General features: G+C 34.1%; 21 protein-coding genes and 3 tRNA genes. 12 read left to right on the top strand and 12 right to left on the bottom strand.

All coding sequences use genetic code 11. The annotated features are described in order from the left end of the window. Nucleotide 1 precedes the first annotated feature (1 nt). The 4 genes from R1F52_02010 to R1F52_01995 form a co-directional block, all read right to left on the bottom strand. Nucleotides 2-904, bottom strand: coding sequence for a branched-chain amino acid transaminase (locus tag R1F52_02010; GenBank protein WOV93423.1), 903 nt, complete (start codon nt 902-904; stop codon nt 2-4). A 27-nt stretch (nt 905-931) separates the two neighbouring features. Further along, entirely contained in the window at nt 932-1,540 is a 609-nt protein-coding gene (locus R1F52_02005) for a hypothetical protein (GenBank protein WOV93422.1), read from the bottom strand. Nucleotides 1,541-1,582: 42 nt separating this feature from the next. Further along, nucleotides 1,583-1,656, bottom strand: a tRNA-Pro gene (locus tag R1F52_02000). 47 nt (nt 1,657-1,703) lie between these two features. Beyond that, nucleotides 1,704-2,549, bottom strand: coding sequence for an FAD-binding oxidoreductase (locus R1F52_01995; protein WOV93421.1), 846 nt, complete (start codon nt 2,547-2,549; stop codon nt 1,704-1,706). An 88-nt stretch (nt 2,550-2,637) separates the two neighbouring features. Here R1F52_01995 and R1F52_01990 point away from each other — a divergent pair, with 88 nt between their 5' ends. Then, the gene (locus R1F52_01990; protein ID WOV93420.1) at nt 2,638-3,165 is read left to right on the top strand and encodes an isocitrate lyase/PEP mutase family protein; all 528 of its coding nucleotides are present in this window, start codon (nt 2,638-2,640) and stop codon (nt 3,163-3,165) included. Nucleotides 3,166-3,216: 51 nt separating this feature from the next. Further along, nucleotides 3,217-3,516 carry a hypothetical protein gene (locus tag R1F52_01985; protein ID WOV93419.1) on the top strand — a complete coding sequence of 100 codons (300 nt, stop codon included), beginning with the start codon at nt 3,217-3,219 and terminating at the stop codon, nt 3,514-3,516. 19 nt (nt 3,517-3,535) lie between these two features. Here the strand turns inward: R1F52_01985 and R1F52_01980 are convergent, their stop codons facing one another. Beyond that, nucleotides 3,536-3,793, bottom strand: coding sequence for a DNA-binding protein (locus R1F52_01980; protein ID WOV93922.1), 258 nt, complete (start codon nt 3,791-3,793; stop codon nt 3,536-3,538). Nucleotides 3,794-3,978: 185 nt separating this feature from the next. Here R1F52_01980 and R1F52_01975 point away from each other — a divergent pair, with 185 nt between their 5' ends. Beyond that, nucleotides 3,979-4,530 (top strand): HEAT repeat domain-containing protein, encoded by a 552-nt coding sequence (locus R1F52_01975; GenBank protein ID WOV93418.1) that lies wholly within the window; start codon nt 3,979-3,981, stop codon nt 4,528-4,530. Nucleotides 4,531-4,631: 101 nt separating this feature from the next. Here the strand turns inward: R1F52_01975 and R1F52_01970 are convergent, their stop codons facing one another. The 3 genes from R1F52_01970 to R1F52_01960 form a co-directional block, all read right to left on the bottom strand. Then, nucleotides 4,632-5,402 carry a DUF3037 domain-containing protein gene (locus R1F52_01970; protein ID WOV93417.1) on the bottom strand — a complete coding sequence of 257 codons (771 nt, stop codon included), beginning with the start codon at nt 5,400-5,402 and terminating at the stop codon, nt 4,632-4,634. A 1-nt stretch (nt 5,403) separates the two neighbouring features. Then, nucleotides 5,404-6,162 carry a HipA family kinase gene (locus tag R1F52_01965; GenBank protein ID WOV93416.1) on the bottom strand — a complete coding sequence of 253 codons (759 nt, stop codon included), beginning with the start codon at nt 6,160-6,162 and terminating at the stop codon, nt 5,404-5,406. A gap of 637 nt (nt 6,163-6,799) precedes the next feature. Next, nucleotides 6,800-6,873, bottom strand: a tRNA-Ala gene (locus R1F52_01960). Between the two features lie 110 nt (nt 6,874-6,983). Here R1F52_01960 and R1F52_01955 point away from each other — a divergent pair. Genes R1F52_01955 through R1F52_01940 form a run of 4 tightly spaced genes read left to right on the top strand, consistent with a single transcriptional unit; the run spans nt 6,984 to nt 10,189 of the window. Continuing rightward, nucleotides 6,984-8,699 carry an FAD-binding protein gene (locus R1F52_01955; protein WOV93415.1) on the top strand — a complete coding sequence of 572 codons (1,716 nt, stop codon included), beginning with the start codon at nt 6,984-6,986 and terminating at the stop codon, nt 8,697-8,699. Then, a complete protein-coding gene (locus R1F52_01950) occupies nt 8,699-9,121 on the top strand; it encodes a succinate dehydrogenase (protein WOV93414.1) in 423 nt (140 codons plus the stop codon). Before R1F52_01955 ends, R1F52_01950 begins: the two co-directional genes overlap by 1 nt. 1 nt (nt 9,122) lies before the next feature. Further along, nucleotides 9,123-9,467 carry a succinate dehydrogenase gene (locus R1F52_01945; GenBank protein ID WOV93413.1) on the top strand — a complete coding sequence of 115 codons (345 nt, stop codon included), beginning with the start codon at nt 9,123-9,125 and terminating at the stop codon, nt 9,465-9,467. Then, entirely contained in the window at nt 9,467-10,189 is a 723-nt protein-coding gene (locus tag R1F52_01940; GenBank protein ID WOV93412.1) for a succinate dehydrogenase/fumarate reductase iron-sulfur subunit, read from the top strand. Before R1F52_01945 ends, R1F52_01940 begins: the two co-directional genes overlap by 1 nt. On the opposite strand, the gene R1F52_01935 is transcribed toward R1F52_01940, so the two are convergent. Next, nucleotides 10,186-10,506 carry an iron-sulfur cluster assembly protein gene (locus tag R1F52_01935; GenBank protein WOV93411.1) on the bottom strand — a complete coding sequence of 107 codons (321 nt, stop codon included), beginning with the start codon at nt 10,504-10,506 and terminating at the stop codon, nt 10,186-10,188. The two genes, R1F52_01940 and R1F52_01935, sit on opposite strands and share 4 nt — an antisense overlap. A gap of 63 nt (nt 10,507-10,569) precedes the next feature. Here R1F52_01935 and argH point away from each other — a divergent pair, with 63 nt between their 5' ends. The 3 genes from argH to rdgB are packed head-to-tail and all read left to right on the top strand — an operon-like array spanning nt 10,570 to nt 13,218. Next, complete coding sequence (argH, locus tag R1F52_01930) at nt 10,570-12,054, top strand: argininosuccinate lyase (protein WOV93410.1); 1,485 nt, start codon at nt 10,570-10,572, stop codon at nt 12,052-12,054. Then, nucleotides 12,051-12,665: a KEOPS complex kinase/ATPase Bud32 gene (locus R1F52_01925; GenBank protein ID WOV93409.1), complete on the top strand. Its 615-nt coding sequence runs from the start codon at nt 12,051-12,053 to the stop codon at nt 12,663-12,665. Before argH ends, R1F52_01925 begins: the two co-directional genes overlap by 4 nt. Then, nucleotides 12,649-13,218, top strand: coding sequence for an RdgB/HAM1 family non-canonical purine NTP pyrophosphatase (gene rdgB, locus R1F52_01920; GenBank protein ID WOV93408.1), 570 nt, complete (start codon nt 12,649-12,651; stop codon nt 13,216-13,218). The genes R1F52_01925 and rdgB overlap by 17 nt, the downstream gene beginning before the upstream one ends. Here rdgB and twy1 read toward each other — a convergent pair. Beyond that, a complete protein-coding gene (gene twy1, locus R1F52_01915; GenBank protein ID WOV93407.1) occupies nt 13,178-14,206 on the bottom strand; it encodes a 4-demethylwyosine synthase TYW1 in 1,029 nt (342 codons plus the stop codon). The two genes, rdgB and twy1, sit on opposite strands and share 41 nt — an antisense overlap. A gap of 84 nt (nt 14,207-14,290) precedes the next feature. On the opposite strand from twy1, the gene dusB reads away from it, so the two are divergent. Then, complete coding sequence (gene dusB / locus R1F52_01910; protein ID WOV93406.1) at nt 14,291-15,274, top strand: tRNA dihydrouridine synthase DusB; 984 nt, start codon at nt 14,291-14,293, stop codon at nt 15,272-15,274. Here dusB and R1F52_01905 read toward each other — a convergent pair. Together R1F52_01905 and R1F52_01900 are read right to left on the bottom strand one after the other, a co-directional pair. Then, on the bottom strand, nt 15,245-16,255 hold the full coding sequence (locus tag R1F52_01905; protein WOV93405.1) for a magnesium transporter CorA family protein: 1,011 nt from the start codon (nt 16,253-16,255) through the stop codon (nt 15,245-15,247). The genes dusB and R1F52_01905 overlap by 30 nt on opposite strands. Nucleotide 16,256: 1 nt before the next feature. Continuing rightward, nucleotides 16,257-16,385, bottom strand: a complete 129-nt coding sequence (locus R1F52_01900) for a hypothetical protein (GenBank protein WOV93404.1) — start codon at nt 16,383-16,385, stop codon at nt 16,257-16,259. Between the two features lie 86 nt (nt 16,386-16,471). Between R1F52_01900 and R1F52_01895 the strand changes: the two genes are divergently transcribed. Continuing rightward, a tRNA-His gene (locus R1F52_01895) sits at nt 16,472-16,544 on the top strand. Nucleotides 16,545-16,582: the final 38 nt, after the last annotated feature.

Raw genomic sequence — 16,582 nt, 5'->3', positions numbered from 1 at the left:
TCTAGTACACCTTGGTTAACCATTTTGAATATTTTTTATCTCTATTAGATGTGATGTCCATATATCGTGACATAATTTTACGAGTCATAATTCCTATTCTACCATGTGATATTTTTCTTTTATCTATACTGATTATTGGCACTATCTCAGTAGCTGTACCAGTTATGAATATTTCATCGGCTGTAAACAATTGTCTCTTTGCTATGGTATCGTGTTTTACATTTAATTTCATCTTTTTTGCAATTTCAAAGACGGTCTTTTTTGTAATTCCATCAAGGGCAGATGATATTTTTGGTGTGATTAAATTATTATTTTTTAGAATAAATATATTCTCGCCAGGGGCTTCACTAACATTTCCTTTCATGTCTAGTAATAATGCCTCGTCAAAATTTTTACTCCTCGCATCATTTGTAGCTATAATTGAATTCAAATAATTTCCACCCATCTTAGCTTGCATAGGCGTACTCTTGTTTGAAAATTTTCTCCATTGTGATATACCCATATTTATCCCATTTTTATTAAAAATATCATCAAACGTCAGTGTGAATATGCATACATGTGTAGGTGCACCTCTAATGTGTAACTGTATTCCGTGATTCCCAACAAAACAGACGGGTCTGATGTAGCATGAGTGTTTAATTTTATTTTTTTTACATAAATTAATAATAGCATCTTTTAATATTTTTTCTGAATACTGTGTTTTGAGGTTATAGTATCGTAATGTCTCTTTGAATCTTTTAATATGATTGTCTAATCTGAATATGTATAAATTCTCACCATTCCAGTAGGCCCTTATTCCCTCAAATGCAGAGGTACCATAATGTATGGCATGAGTGGTAATTGGTACCGTGGCTTTATTTATAGACATGAATTTTTTATCAAACCAAACTATATCATTTTTCAATACTGTTGTGTCCCTTGAGCGTTATATTTATGCATACCAATATCCTTCCTTTGGAAATTTCATGCCCATGATTCTTGTGGTTTGATCATCCTGTATTGCAAATTTTTCCAATACCTGCCAATTTTTTAAAATTATTTCTCTAACCTTGTCTGAAACATCACTTTCCCAATCTGTATTTTTTTTCTCTAAAATTGATGCGTACATTTTTTCTTTTGTTGAACTAGCTGATATTTCTTTACGCTTACCTATCTTTGGATGTAAATTATACGCTTTGAGCATATACCCTTCAACTTTGTCACCAGTGTATGTAAAATAATTATGATTCATACCCTGTCTAATTCTTCTTCGCAGATTCCATGAAAATGGTGATAAAAGTGGTGGCATATACTTGAAGTATGGTGCATTAAAAGTATAATTTTCTGACACACTTATTGTATCTCCAAATACTGATTCTAACATCTCTTTGCGCATCTGAAAACTAAATGGAAAACTGCGACTATTAATTTCTATATTTTTTCTACAAAATATTACGGGCATTATTACTATACTGTTATCGTCATTTTTCATCTCCCGTATAATCTCTTCATGAGCTTTTGTTAGTGGGTTCATGTGTGCTAGATATATGCCATATCTCATAATATCTTTCATTGATTATTACTTTTTAAAAATTTAATTATATGGGGATGACGGGAGTTGAACCCATGATTTCCAGCACCCGAGGCTGGCAGCATACCAAACTAACCTACATCCCCATAATTGAATCATAAATTCGTGAATATTACTATTTTTAGAGATAATTCTATCCGTAGGATTCGAATTTTACCTCAAAACTACCGTCTTTACGTTTTTCTCGTTCAGTTACGAATCCCTTGGGTCTTAAAAAATCCAAAGCTCCATCAATGGTACCTTGCCATCCACAAATGTAAAATATTGTATTATCTGCTGTGATCTTTTCTCCAATTATTGATTCTAAAGCTGACTCTTTGTTACCTTTAGGTCGTAGAAATGTCTCTACTCTTCCGGTTTGACCAGACCATGATTTGTTTGACCATTCTTGAGGTCTGCTAATTGTAGATTTATATGTAAAATTCCAAATATTTTTTCCACGATTCATACTATCTGTCTCTAATTTTGTAAATAGTTCCTTGTATGTCAATTCATCTACATAACTTGCACCATGTAATACAATAATTTCTCTCTTGTCTCCAATGTCGTGCAAATGTTGCGCAAAACTAACAAATGGTGCAATACCTGTTCCACCACCAATACAAACAATTCTTCTTTCATCTTTTTTCCCATTTGGTAATGTATTACTTATCTCAAGAGCTTTCCCTGTAGGTTTGATCCATGTCAATTCATCACCTTCCCTTGAATTAAACAACTGAGTTGTGAATCTTCCTGGTAGTGGTTTTTTTACCCATCTGATTACTAGTTCTATAAAATTTTTATTTTCTGGATGTGATGCTATAGAATATGCCCTTCGTACTATTTTATTATTTTCAGTCTGGATTTGTAATCCTAATGTTATGAATTGACCAGCTTTATACTCTGGAACAACTCCATCATTTGGTATCACTCTGAATATACCTAAATCTTCTTTCAAATTTTGAATATAAGTTAATGTACACTTGTTTTCATTAATCACAAGTTAAAAAAATAAATCAACTATTAAATATCTTATGTTTATTCAAAATTATCATGTGTAATTTTCAAATAATTTTTTCATTTATGAGGTGTTATATCTGAATAAGAAGAGCATAAAGAGTATTCTCAAATCCAAAAAATCTCTTTTGATGCCAGGTATTTATGACTCTCTTGGAGCACGACTAGCACAAATTTCTGGTTTTGAGGGAATATTTCAGACTGGTTTTGGAACATCTGCCTCATTGTTTGGATTGCCTGATTATGGATTTATTGATGCCAATGATACTATTTCTAACGCTAGGCGCATATGCGCTGCCACTTCAATTCCGGTATTGGTAGATGCAGATACTGGTTATGGTAATGCGTTAAGTGTATGGAATTTAGTGAAAAAATTAGAGAACGCAGGATCTGCAGGTATGTTTTTAGAAGATCAAAAATGGCCAAAACGTTGTGGTCATATGGCAGGTAAACAAGTTGTACCTGAAGAAGAATATTTAGAAAAACTCGGTGCTGCTCTTGATGCACGTTCTAGCAAAAACTTTTTTATTGTGTCTAGAACTGATTCACGAATCTCTGAAGGATTGGACGGTGCAATTGAACGTGGAATACAAAANTAGAAAAGTGGGGCAGATGCAATCTTTATCGAAGCTCCTCAATCTCTAGATGAAATGAAAAAAATTGGTAGATCAATAAATGCTCCTCTGGTAGCAAATATGATCGAAGGTGGTCGTACACCACTAAGTTCTGCCAATACATTGACTAAAATGGGATTTAATGTAATATTATATCCATTATCTATCTTATTTGCAAACACTCAAGCAACTTTGAGTGTATTGTCTGAGCTTAAAAAAACTGGTCATACTGGTAAAACACCACTTGTAGATTTTGATCAATTTAATAAAATTGTTGATTTACCTAAATTCAAAAAGCTTGAAACCAAATATGGCAAATTAAATAATAAAAATTAAAAAAATACAAAAACGGTATCTAGGAATTTCTTTTTACTTCGATCTCTATTGTAGAGACATTTCTAGTCTTGCCGTCATTTGATTCTAGTGTTTCAGAACCGATTTTAATCTGTCCTATGCTGTATCCAGAACTATCTGTGGTTTTACGAGATATGATCTGAGCCACATCTACTGCACGTGCTATGCTCATTCCTCTTGCCTTTATATGCACTACTGGTGTGTTTGCAAGTTGTATGAGTGCAGATGTAACATATGCCATAAGTGGTTTCTTACCGATGAATACTGTATCACGATTTTCTGTTCTATTCTCAGTTCTATTCTGTGTATTTTCTGTTCTATTCTCTGTATTCTCAGATGATTCCATTCCGGATTGTTCTGTATCTGTATTCATGTCTGCCATTAATTCATTACGCCGCTTTGGTTAATTTAAATCTAATACGCTCATTAATTGTATTAATAATAATGACTGATCCTGTTCAAATTTTATCTGGTGGTTCCTCTGATGACAAAATTACCTTGATATCTACACTAATTGATACTGAGAATACTGATATTCAAAATTTAATGATATCGTGTCTTGATGACTCTGATATTCGTGTACGAGGTGAAGCTTTTTGTTCATTAATGGTAAATTCACATGATATCTCTATTCCCCTTCTTGAAGGTTTGAAATCTAATTCTAAAAACATCAAATCTGCATGTGTTCTATTATTTGGTAATCGAAATGATTCTAGATTTATCCTACAGATACAATCACTAGTATCTGATTCTAATTCTGAAGTACGTAGTTGTGCTCTAGGCGCACTAGGACGATTAGAATCCAATGATATAATTCCAATACTAGTTAATTCTTTTAATGATGTTGATATTAACACAAGAAAAAGCGCAGTCTGGTCTTGCAAATTGTTACAATATACTCCAACATCAGATGAAATGATTACTCTATCACAAGATGCAGATTCTGATATGTTGAATATTCTAAAAAATATTAATGAACCAACTGCATTAATATAAAATTAAGTAACATTCTAACTATCATATTGAAAACTAACTATTGTTCTAACAAAAACTAAGAAACTTGCTTGTTAAATGTGATATTAATCATAGAATTTTAATTACACAGACATGTATAATTTCTTAATTTTTTCTATATGATTATCCATATCTTTCAATTCGACTATTTCCCACGATGCATTCTCTAATTTTTCTTTTGCAAAATTAAAGCACTCTAACATTTCATCATCTTTTTTTGGTGTTTCTACAATCATACTTGCAGATATATTTTTATTCTCATGTTGTGCTTCTTCCAAAGCTCTAGCTCTATACAATGATTCTTTCAAAATTGTTTTTTTCTCTTTATAATTGAATCCGTGAATTAGATTTTCTCTGTCAGATGTAACTATGCCAAAATCTACCGAAAATTTCCACATTTTTCTTCCTATTGTATACTTAGTGCGTATAAGTTCCGGATTAAAAGTACTATTGAGTTTCTCTTTAATCGTATCTAACATTTTTATATTTGATTTAGGTGTTTGCGTTTCTCTTTGTTTTGCAATGCTAATGTATTGGTTAAAAATATTATTTGCTGCATCATGAATGTTCTGATCCTTTGTTGCCCTACGTGACGTAAATTGCAATTTATTCGATATACCTGATAATTCTTCTAATTCAATTTTTACTGTTTTTTTTCCATCTAATTTTGATATTATATGATTTATCATTTTTGTGTTAAATGAACCAACTTCATGTTTAACAGTATCAAGTTCAACAAATTTTCCAAAGCTCTCATTTGATTTATTATCTGTTATTACAACTCCTATGTTGACTGGCTCATTTCTTATAGTATTTGGTACAAATCGTGCGATTGTAAAATTATAAGTATTCATTTTAAATCCCATCAGCAAATAAATGTCCATTCCTTTCATCTATTGCATTAATTATCTTTAATGAATCTCTATTCGTGAGTTCATTTTTTAACACTGTGGAATGATTCATGTTGACATCAGAATATCTTATGTTCTCATAAATAATATCGATTCTATATGGTGTGACATTTTCTGATATATCTTCTGCACTATTTCGTATATCCCTGATATTCACATATTTAGTTTGCCATTGTATTTTTTGTGCAACATATGGTAATTTACCATCACATATTTCGAAACAGCGACCATGATCAATTAACACATACTTGTATGATGCTTTATTCGATTCACTAGTAGGTATAATCATGATGTTTCTACCATGTCTATCCGTATTGTGGATAAACACATCAAATACAATAAATTTTGATACTTCTGATAAATTAATTATATCTGATGATTCTTCATAGTCTACTAAATTATAAGCATCCTCTATAAACAAAGTGGCAAAATATTTTCCTGGGAGTATACCTCTTTTACGAATCTCATCTGCGTTATCTATGAAATCAGCATCCAATTTCATAATGTATGGTTCTAATACTGAAATCTTTAGATTTTTTGCCAAGCATGATCCTAAATATTCATTGAAATTTGAATTGGGTTCATGACATGGTGGAAATTTTACAGCATATATTTTTCCATTAGTAGCCTCTATTCTATGTGGGGTAGTAACGCTTTCACACTCTAATTTACCATGATCACTCTTTGCATAAACTAATTCCATTATACTATATAGCCAACTTCTGTTATATGTCTTATGATAAATCTTGTAATTTCTGCTGTATATTTACTATATCTTACAGAACAGTTTTGTGCACGTTTATCATGTAATAGTTTAACTTTAACAATTTTTAAATTCTGATGTATAAAAGTGAACATTTCTTTCATAATCATTATAAAAAAATAACAAATATCACGATCCACGTATTACACTTTGGTATTACAACACAAAATTCTCAAAATTAAATCATGACCTGTATGATTATAGCAAGTAATAGAATTCAATTTATAGATGTTATACAAAAATTGTATATTTTACATAAATCTGTGAAACAAAAGAGCGAATTAAAATAACAAATTTAAAAATTTAATTCTCTAGTTATAGTTATAAAATTGGGTTGTGAATAGAAACTAGTAAGATGTGAGAACTTATAAGTTAGATATGACGAGTTATGTTCATACCGTCAGGGTTGTCCTGCAGGACAGAAAAGTCTGAAGTGGGAATAGCAACGCTGACACTTTTAATTAATCATAAACAGATATACGATTTTATAATTTTCACATTTTATTCTCGTTATTAATGATTCATCTTTGTAAAGTCCATGAATGATGGATAGTGAAGAAATTGAATTCACAATAAATGGACCGGGAGGGATTTGAACCCTCGATCTCACCCATGCCAAGGGCGTATCCTACCAGTCTAGACGACCGGCCCAGCACATCAGATTAATCTCTGAATAGATACAATTCACTATATATCGTTTTTAATGTTTGGTAATTATCAGCTTTAAACATATTTATCTAATTTCTAAAATATATGATATCATGGTACAAACAATTGATTATGATTTATTGATTGTAGGCTCTGGTCTAGCAGGACTTCGAGCTGGAATTGAGGCGGCAAGAGTGAATCGTACTATGAAGATCGCAGTAATCTCAAAAGTCCAAGTCATGCGTTCTCACTCTGTGTCTGCAGAAGGAGGTACTGCCGAGGACCTATTCCCCGAAGAGGGAGATACGATAGAGTCTCACATTTATGATACAGTAAAGGGTAGTGATTTTTTAGCTGATCAAGATGTTGCTGAGCGCTTGTGTAATGAAATGCCACATGAAATATATCAACTTGAACACTGGGGAATGCCTTGGTCTAGAAGAAAAGATGGTCGTATTGGTCAAAGAAACTTTGGAGGATATAGTTATCCAAGAGTGACATACGCATCAGATAAGGTAGGATTCTTTGAGATGCAAACATTATACGATACTTGTCAAAAATTTGACAACATTGAATATCTAAATGAATGGTATGTCACATCTATCATTCATGACGGTCAAACTTTTATGGGTGTTACTGCAATCGAGTTGTCAAATGGAACATTTTATGCCATACGTGCCAAGGCACTCATCATAGCTACTGGCGGTGCTGGACGAATTTACAGTTATTCTACATATGCGTTATCGTCAACTCCTGATGGAATTGATATGGCGTATAGAGCAGGACTTGCACTGAAAGATATGGAGTTTGTTCAATTTCATCCAACTGGAATTCTGCCCTCTGGAATACTAATAACTGAAGGTGCACGAGGTGAGGGAGCATATCTTTTGAATAAAGATAATGAGAGATTTATGAAAAAATATGCCGCATCCAAGATGGAGCTTGCACCTAGAGATATCGTTTCACGAGCTATAATGTCCGAGATTAAAGAGGGTCGTGGATTTACACATGAAACTGGCGTCTCTTGTATGCAGTTAGACTTGAGGCATATTGGAGATTCGGTCATTAAAGAGAAACTTGGAGCCATACGTGAGATATCATTAAAATTTTCTGGCATAAATCCATCACAAGAACCACTAGAGGTACGTCCCGTGTGTCACTATATGATGGGTGGAATACACTCTAACATTGATGGCGCAACTGAACTGCAAGGTGTATGGACGGCCGGCGAGGCATCTTGTAATAGTACTCATGGCTCTAATCGCCTTGGCGCAAATTCTACATCTGAATGTCTTGTCTGGGGAAAAATCACTGGTAAATCAGCAGCTGAATATATTGAAAAAGGCGTTCCTGCAAAACAATGGCCACATAATTTAGTTGCAAATGAAGAAAAGAGAATTTATGATGGGATTTTTCGTGGTAGTGGAGATGTTAATCCATACGAAATTCGACAACAACTTACTGATACATTAAACGACAAGGCATATGTATATAGAAATGGTAATGATTTAATTCAAGGTCTCAAACATATCCGTGAATTGTACAAAGAGACATGGAAACATGTTGATGATTCTGCAAAAGAGTATAATACAAATTTTGTTCATGTTATGGAGCTTGATTCTATGTTTAGAGTAGCTGAAGTAGTTTTACTTGGGGCCATTAATAGAAAAGAATCTCGTGGAGCACATGCTAGAACTGACTATCCAAGTAGAGATGATGCCAACTTTCTGCATCACACACTTGCATATTACAATCCTGCAGACGAGCCACTAATGAAAAAGCATCCGGTCACGATAACAACATATCAGCCTGTGGAGAGAAAATACTGATGACTAATAACGCAGGAATCAAGGGAATGGCAAATCCAAGACGATATGGTATAGAACGTGTTGCGTATTGGATGATGCGACTATCCGGTCTTGGGCTCCTAGGATATTTTGTGGCGCATATTTACGAGACTAGTAATATTTTACGTGGTCGGGCAGGTTGGGATTCTGTACTTGCAATGACACAGACAGTAGAGGGTCACATATTTCTTACAGTAATAATTGGAATGTGTGTGTTTCACACTGTTAATGGAATTCGTGTAATGTTGGGTCATTCTGGATTTGGTGTTGGCACACCGGCAAGACCAGACTATCCCTATACTCCACAATCGCAAAATGCAAGACACAAAATTGGAATTTACTCATCTATTGTACTGGCATGTGCAGCTATGGTTTATGGTTTGACGGTACTATTCGGTGAGTGATATGAGAGAGAGTACTATAATAAAGATACACTACATAACTGCACTAGCAGCTGTGGCCCTTGTGGGAGTTCACATCTTATTTCGAGTGACTCAGGGATTTTCACAATCATTAGAATATGAAAATGTAATTGCAAATTATAAATTTCTTCCTTATGCTGGCCTGTTGGAACTTATCCTTATACTAATATCCATACATGGTTTTAATGGTCTGCGTGTGATTCTCATTGAACTCAAACAAGGACCCAAATATGAAAAAGCAGTATCCATTGGATGTTTAGCTGCAATGCTTGGTGTTATTGCATATGGTTCTAGAACTATATTACTCGTTAGCATGGGGATAGTATAATGTCAGAAATGATTACTCTATCTGTATCTAGATTTAATCGTGCAGAGAATAAACCTAATAGTTTTGATGAATTTTCTATCCAATACAAGCCTTGGACAACTGTTCTTGATGTACTCTTGGATGCTAAACAGAATCATGATCACTCTATAGGTGTAAGATATTCTTGCAGACAAGCCTCATGTGGTTCATGTGGTATGATGATTAATGGGAAACCGCGTCTAGCCTGCTTTACTAAAATCTCTGAATTAGACTCTGATGTAGTCAAAGTTGAACCAATGCAAAACTATCCTGTTATTAGAGATTTAGCTGTTGATTTTGAGCAAACGTTTGAGAAACATCGTAAAATAAAACCCTATATCATTGGTGAAGATGCTGACATCTCTGTTGGCACTAAAGAGTCTCTCCAGTCACCAGAACAAGTAGAAGAGTATATCCAATTTGCAAATTGTATAAAATGTGGTCTGTGCAATTCTGCATGCCCTACCATGGCAACTGATTCTACATTTCTTGGTCCACAGGCATTAGCACAAGCGTATAGATACATGGCAGACACTAGGGATTCTGGAAAAGATGATAGACTAAAAGTATTAGATGACTCTCATGGGATTTGGAGATGTCATTTTGCAGGTTCCTGTAGTCAAGTATGTCCTAAAGGAGTGGATCCGGCTATGGGGATTCAATTTCTTCGAGGATATATGCTTGGTATAAAGAAACGTATCTAAGACTTTTTTGGTTTTGGGCTATTATTTACCTGATTATTGATCTGTTCTGCCATAAAATGATTTGACACATTTACCTGTACATCATCAACACCATCAATGTTTAACAGGTTGTCATGCACGTCCTGACAAATTTTAAATCCAAACACCGCTGGACAAAATGGACTGGTAAGATGTAAATCTACTTTGACATCCTTTTCGTTAATGTCTACCTCATCTATCAGTTCTAGATCAGTTATTGATGTGTTTATTTCTGGATCTACAATTTTAGATAATTCATCAAATATCTTTACACGTAATTGTTTTACTTCTTGACTCATGATTTAACTCATTCAGACCTATATATGAGCATTTTATAAATCAAATTAATGTATCGTGCTCGTATGCTTCGAGGTATAGAGAAGAACGCATTAAATTATGTCTCTTCTTTATCTGATGATCTCAATATAGCACATTATGATATACTTGGCAGTAAGGCACATGTAATCATGCTCTATGAGCAGAATCTCCTTACAAAGGTAGATTTGAAGAAAATTTTATCTGCCCTTAATGGCATTACAAATAGTCATTTAACAAATAATACTGATTCTGAAGACATCCACGAATTAATTGAATATCTAGTGATAAAACGTGCCGGCTCTAGCAGTGGCGGAAAGATGCATACTGCAAGATTTAGAAATGATCAAGTGTCTTTGGATATTAGATTAAAGATACGAGATGATGCCAACATCCGAGCTGACTGTATTGCTAATTTGATAAAGATTCTACTTGGATTGGCAAAATTACACACAAAAACAATTTTCCCATTATACACTCATATGCAAAAGGCACAGGTAGGCGTGTTCTCGCACTATCTTTTAGCTCAAGTTGATATACTATTTCGTGATCTTGATAGACTACTTGGTGTTTACTCTAGAATTAATAAAAATCCCTTGGGGGCCGGACCAATTGGAGGCACTAGTTTACCAATAAATCGTAAATCTGTTTCTACCATGCTTGGATTTGATGGAATTGTTGAAAATTCTATTGATGCTACAAGTAGTCGAGACGTTGCAGTAGAATTTGTCTCTGTATCTAGTATACTTATGAGTAATCTGAGTAGAATTGCAGAAGACATTGTACTTTGGTCATCTGATGAGTTTTCATTTGTAGAGTTGTCTGATAATTTTTCATCACCGTCTAGTGTAATGCCACAGAAAAAAAATCCTGACATTTTAGAGCTGACTCGTGGTAAAGCTGCAAAAACATTTGGTCTACTACTTGCTGTATTGAGTACAACCAAGGGTCTTGCAACTGGATATAGTCGCGATCTACAAGAAATGAAATCATCTATCTTTGATGCATCACAAATCTCTATAGGCGCGTTAACCATACTTGCTTTTGTATTTCAAACTATACACATAAACAAAAAAAATATGAATGATGCTGCTACATCTGGTCATCTAGTGGCACTGGATCTTGCCGAGCAACTAGTCACTAGAGGAATTCCATTTCGTACTGCTCACCAAATATCTGGTAAATTGGTAGGTCTTGCTCATTCTAAGAGAGTATCCTTACATCAGTTAACAGCATCACAAATATCCAAGGCTACTAGTTCTCCAAATCCTAAAGTTATATTATCAATAATGAAAAATTTGACCCCTACAGAATCTGCCAGGATACGAATCTCACAGGGTTCAGCAGGTTTTAAAAATCAATCTAGCATGATTAATCAAAGAAAGAAAATGCTTGATAAATATAATAAAATTATAAATCAGCAGACCAAACTAGTTACCAACGCTGTTGCCAAATTGTCTAGTAGATCATCAATTCTTGCAAGAAATACAGGTCAAAACAAAAATAACAAATCATCTAACAGAAAGCATTGAGACTATTCTTCAAGGGAGCAGAAGGCGATTTATACTATACAACCTGGAATGGCAAAAAAGCCATTCTCAAGATGCGCAAGGCCAAAAAATATCGCAACAAGTATCTGGATTTTAAAATACGTAAACAACGTACATTGCGCGAAGCTGCAATATTATCACACGTCAAATCCTTGGGCATATATGCTCCTCTAGTGTATCTTGTATCCCCACTTGATTATACAATTATTATTCAATACATATCTGGCTCGAGATTGTTTGATTTACCTGATTTAACTTTGATTAAACACTGTAAAGATATTGGACGTATTGTTGGCACACTACATAGTAATTCCATCACTCATGGTGATTTTACGACCAGTAATTTTATTCTAAATAAAGATAAAATATTTGCAATTGATTTTGGACTTGCGACTAAAACTCATCGCTCCAATGATCATGCCATTGATCTGCGTATATTCAAAGAAATACTTGCCAGTTCACATACGAGAATTATGGAAAAAGCCTGGAAACGATTTTTGTCCGGATATTCCTCCACATCAACATCTATGGACAAAGTTTTGAATCAATTATTAATCATTGAGGGTCGTGGAAGGTATGCAACAGTCGTTTGATATAATATTTGCAACATCTAACAAGTTTAAATTTGCAGAGGCGAAGATCATCTTGTCTAAATATGATATACGACTTGGTCGTAAACGAATAACACTACAAGAGATACAATCTGACAATTCCAACGAAATTGCCAAACAAAAAGCATTATTTGCGTATGATAAATTATCAAATCCTGTTGTAATAGAGGATGACGGTCTATTTGTAGACTCGTTGAATGGGTTTCCTGGTCCCTACTCTAAATATGTCTATTCTACCATAGGGAATAAAGGAATTTTGAAATTATTACATGGTAAAAATCGTAAAGCGTCATTTAGATTTGTTGTTGGATATTGTAATAATGGGAAAACTGTTAAATTATTTCGCTCTGTCGAGCATGGGCATATATCTATGAAAGAGTCTCGCGGTGGCTGGGGTTATGATCCAATATTCATACCCGTTGGTAAAAATAAAACATATTCGCAGATTGATAAAAACGAAATATCACACAGATACATGGCGTTTAGATCTTTTGCTAAGTGGTTTGTGCGTATGCGGCAATCCAGCGATTTGTGACTTTTTTTATATTTTGTAATACAACTATTCTTGATATTTCACTTTCATCCATTACTGCATAATCTGAACTATTTTGTACAATTTGGGATGCAAAATCACGTACTTCTTCCATGAATAACATATCTTCATGCTCCAATCTACCTGTAGATCTTCCTATGTGCATATATGATTTCAATTCTATGAAATTTGCTTGAGAATTATTCAATAGATGAGCAAACGGCTCTATCATCTCTTTATCTGTGTTAAAATTGCGAATCAATGTGATGCGTAAAACTGTGCGTGTATCCAGACTTTTCAACATGTCACACGTCTCATTCCATCTCTCCCATGAATCCTCATATCGTGGTCTGTTAATTTTCATAAACGTATCTTTATCTGGCGCATTACATGAAAGGTATAGTTGTGTTGGCATGGCGTCTTCATCTTGTAATCTTTGTATCATGTCTGGTTCCTGTCCATTTGTAACTAGAAATATTGATTTGGTAGCCTCTAGTGATTTCAAATATTTTATCAGAGCTGGTAATTTTGGATACATTGTAGGTTCACCTGATAATGATATTGCATAATGACTTGGTAAAAGTGATTCATCTATTAATTTTTTATCACATTTCTCATTACCATAATGTCCAACGATTAATTTTCTTCTCTCTTCCATAAGTTTTATCATTATAACTTCTGGTTCTGCAACTTGTTCTGGATTCATTTTCATGGAATCGTAAAACTCCATTGGTCTCCAACAATATACACATCTATTTTCACAATGCATTCCAGCTGGTGAAAACTCCATGCATTGATGTGTTGATATTCCATAAAATTTATGTTTGTAACAATTACCTTCTCCCCTAAATGCTTTTTTTGTCCAATGGCATAATCCTACTGTGGAATGATCTGCAACTCCATACTTTGCTTTTTTAAGTTGATTTACAATACTAGATTTTATCTGAATTAATTCTTCTTCTTCAGATATGATCTCTCCGGAACAACTCATATTAATTATGATGAGTCATCATTGTATAATGTATGTTTTGATGAATAATCTACACTATTATTGGTAGATTGGTGTTTTTATATAATGTCACTACCACGATTTACAGGACGTGCGTTCCTCGCTCCTATGGCAGGAGTCAGCGATCCTGCTTTACGATTATTATGCAAAAAGATGGGAGCGTCACTAGTAGTAACTGAACTTACAAGTATTCATGGTATAATCCATCAATATGAAAAATTCCATGATATACAGAAATTTTTACAATTCTCTGATAAAGAACGTCCAATATCTGTTCAACTATTCGGCTCTGATGTTGAATCTCTTGCAAAGGCTACCAAAATTGTATCACCACATTTTGATATTATAGATTATAACATGGGTTGCCCTGCACCCCACATTACTCAACAGATGGCCGGCGGCTGCCTACTACAAGAATCAAGTCTTACTAGAAAAATTCTAGAAACACTTGTATCGTCCACTGACAGACCAATCACTCTCAAAATGCGTACGGGTGTGAATAGTAGTAATGATCATCTGTTTTTAGAAATTGCTCAAATAGCACAAGATGCAGGTGTATCAATGTTGACACTACATCCACGTACAGTAAGTCAGAAATATTCTGGTAAAGCAAATTGGGATATGATAAAAGAACTTAAAGAATCTGTTAAAATTCCAATTGTTGGTAATGGTGATATATGCACACCAGAAGATGCCAAACAAATGATACAATACACAAAGTGTGATTATGTCATGATTGGCAGAGGCGCAATGAGCAATCCTTTCATATTTCAACAAATAAACGATTATCTAGAGACCGGTACATATTTGAAATATGATTCTAACAATCAATTATCTGCATTTTTTGAATATCTTGAATATGCCGCTATTTACAATATTAAATTATCATTAATCAAAGGTCATGCAATGCGTTTTACTAGAGGGCTACCGAATGCAACCCAAACAAGATTCAACATTAGTAAAACAAAAACACTAGATGCCCTAAAGAATGTGATGAATGTATCTAGGTCTAATATTTCTCTATATCCAACCTGCCTTTCTAAAGTATAACAGCATAAATCCTGCAGGGATTGTTGAAGTCATTATTACTAGTACAAATGTCGTATACTCGCCTAAAATTCCCAACTCTGCACCGACTCCTGGTATTGGTACATTCATACCATAAAATGTACCTAGTATGGTAGCAGGTATGCCTAGTGTGAATATCATCGTGAGTATGGCAAGTACTCTATTTGTCTTCTCTGTACCAAGAGTGAAATCTGTATCTTTGTAGATTTCCATCGTCTCTTTAGCCTCTTCGAGGGACTCAAGTACCTTGTCTATATGATCAATTATATCATCAAAGTATAGTGTTAAATCACTCTGGTTATCATCGGTATATTTTTTTACGTTATATGCAATTTCTTGTATAAATCTCTTTAATGGATGCACAATTCTTTTCAGTGTACTAATATCTCGTCGTAGAACAAGAATATCACGCGCAGCAGACTGTGCCTCACTAAATACAATCTCTTCAATCTCTTCAAGATTGCCCAACACTCTTCTCATAGCATGTAATAAATCATCTACCAAAACATCTAAGATTTTATACAATAAAGGCCATGGTGTATCTCCCAACAATATCGATTTTTCTTTCATTTTTGTTTCATTCTCACACATACGTGCAACATTTTTTATCTGTTCTAAATCACCATTATGTACTGTGATTAGAAAATTTCTTCCCGCAAATATTGCTAATTGATTGTGTCTTGGCAAATTTTTTTTTGGTGTGATTGGAGGTAAATGTAATATCGCAAAGAAATGATCATCGTAATGATCAAGCTTTGCCAATTCTGATTTTGTGATACAATCCTCCACATTCAATTCGTTTAAATTGTATTTCTTACTAATTTCTTCCAAATCCTCTTTATTCGGATTTTGCATATCTGTCCAAATAAATTCCTGTCCTGAAATAGTGTGTATTATCTTTGGTGGCGTATCATGTGATGCTCTGTGATGTCTTAGCCTATGTGTAAAGAATTCCCGTTTCAAATCATGTATAATGAATATGATTCAAATTTAACCTATGTGATTCTATTTGAACGGTATGAGGTAATTCAGCTCCGGCCCACGTTAGAATTACGGTTACAGCCATAGCAATCCACCAGCCCTTTGATTTCATATGCATATTTACTATTGACTAATAATAAATCTAAAGATTGTGTCATAGGTTAGATTAATACTAGTTTGTCTAATGGTGTATAATGTGGCCCGCGTAGTATAGTGGTAGTATAGAGGATTGTGGATCCTTTGGCAGGAGTTCGATTCCCCTCGCAGGCCTCTTAATTGTCTGCTGAGTATAATCACACCATATAAGAT

The sequence above is a fragment of the Nitrosopumilaceae archaeon AB1(1) genome (assembly GCA_033471095.1).
Lineage (GTDB): Archaea > Thermoproteota > Nitrososphaeria > Nitrososphaerales > Nitrosopumilaceae > Nitrosoabyssus > Nitrosoabyssus spongiisocia.
Note: the sequence above shows the minus strand (reverse complement) of the source record. Positions and strands in the feature narration are given on the sequence as shown.

Excerpts from the sequence above, each read along its gene's own strand:
- R1F52_02005 (WOV93422.1), bottom strand. The coding sequence starts at position 1,540 with ATGAGATATGGCATATATCTAGCACACATGAACCCACTAACAAAAGCT.
- R1F52_01985 (WOV93419.1), top strand. The coding sequence starts at position 3,217 with ATGAAAAAAATTGGTAGATCAATAAATGCTCCTCTGGTAGCAAATATG.
- R1F52_01975 (WOV93418.1), top strand. The coding sequence starts at position 3,979 with ATGACTGATCCTGTTCAAATTTTATCTGGTGGTTCCTCTGATGACAAA.
- R1F52_01970 (WOV93417.1), bottom strand. The coding sequence starts at position 5,402 with ATGAATACTTATAATTTTACAATCGCACGATTTGTACCAAATACTATA.
- R1F52_01965 (WOV93416.1), bottom strand. The coding sequence starts at position 6,162 with ATGGAATTAGTTTATGCAAAGAGTGATCATGGTAAATTAGAGTGTGAA.
- R1F52_01955 (WOV93415.1), top strand. The coding sequence starts at position 6,984 with ATGGTACAAACAATTGATTATGATTTATTGATTGTAGGCTCTGGTCTA.
- R1F52_01950 (WOV93414.1), top strand. The coding sequence starts at position 8,699 with ATGACTAATAACGCAGGAATCAAGGGAATGGCAAATCCAAGACGATAT.
- R1F52_01945 (WOV93413.1), top strand. The coding sequence starts at position 9,123 with ATGAGAGAGAGTACTATAATAAAGATACACTACATAACTGCACTAGCA.
- R1F52_01940 (WOV93412.1), top strand. The coding sequence starts at position 9,467 with ATGTCAGAAATGATTACTCTATCTGTATCTAGATTTAATCGTGCAGAG.
- R1F52_01935 (WOV93411.1), bottom strand. The coding sequence starts at position 10,506 with ATGAGTCAAGAAGTAAAACAATTACGTGTAAAGATATTTGATGAATTA.
- argH (WOV93410.1), top strand. The coding sequence starts at position 10,570 with ATGCTTCGAGGTATAGAGAAGAACGCATTAAATTATGTCTCTTCTTTA.
- rdgB (WOV93408.1), top strand. The coding sequence starts at position 12,649 with ATGCAACAGTCGTTTGATATAATATTTGCAACATCTAACAAGTTTAAA.
- twy1 (WOV93407.1), bottom strand. The coding sequence starts at position 14,206 with ATGAGTTGTTCCGGAGAGATCATATCTGAAGAAGAAGAATTAATTCAG.
- dusB (WOV93406.1), top strand. The coding sequence starts at position 14,291 with ATGTCACTACCACGATTTACAGGACGTGCGTTCCTCGCTCCTATGGCA.
- R1F52_01900 (WOV93404.1), bottom strand. The coding sequence starts at position 16,385 with ATGAAATCAAAGGGCTGGTGGATTGCTATGGCTGTAACCGTAATTCTA.